The sequence below is a fragment of the Acinetobacter sp. 1294243 genome (assembly GCF_000588015.1).
Taxonomy (GTDB): domain Bacteria; phylum Pseudomonadota; class Gammaproteobacteria; order Pseudomonadales; family Moraxellaceae; genus Acinetobacter; species Acinetobacter pittii.
Map to the genome: position 1 here is coordinate 1 of NZ_JFXG01000062.1, position 607 is coordinate 607.

Annotated in this window: 1 protein-coding gene; it reads left to right on the forward strand. The window is 50.7% G+C overall.

The window, feature by feature from the left end; all coding sequences use genetic code 11:
• Positions 1-607, forward strand: a 607-nt coding sequence (locus J655_RS25275; RefSeq protein WP_212752021.1) for a hypothetical protein, incomplete at both ends; no start/stop codon positions are given.

Here is a 607-nt window from a genome sequence, read left to right on the forward strand (position 1 = left end):
ATTCTGACTCTGACAGCGACTCAGACTCTGATAGCGACAGCGATTCTGACTCTGACAGCGACTCTGATTCTGATAGCGACTCTGACTCTGACAGCGATTCTGACAGTGACAGTGACTCTGATTCCGACAGCGACTCAGACTCTGACAGCGATTCTGACTCTGACAGCGATTCTGATTCTGACAGCGACTCTGATTCTGATAGCGATTCTGACTCTGACAGCGATTCTGACAGTGACTCAGACTCTGACAGTGACTCGGATTCTGACTCTGATAGCGACAGCGACTCAGACTCTGACAGCGACTCTGATTCTGACAGCGATTCTGACAGTGACTCAGACTCTGATAGCGACAGCGATTCTGACTCTGACAGCGACAGCGATTCTGACTCTGACAGCGATTCTGACAGTGACTCAGACTCTGATAGCGACGGCGATTCTGACTCTGACAGCGACTCTGATTCTGATAGCGACAGCGATTCTGACTCTGACAGCGACTCAGACTCTGATTCCGACAGCGATTCTGATTCCGACAGCGATTCTGACTCTGACAGCGACTCTGATTCTGATAGCGACTCTGACTCTGACAGCGACAGCGACTCAGACTCTGA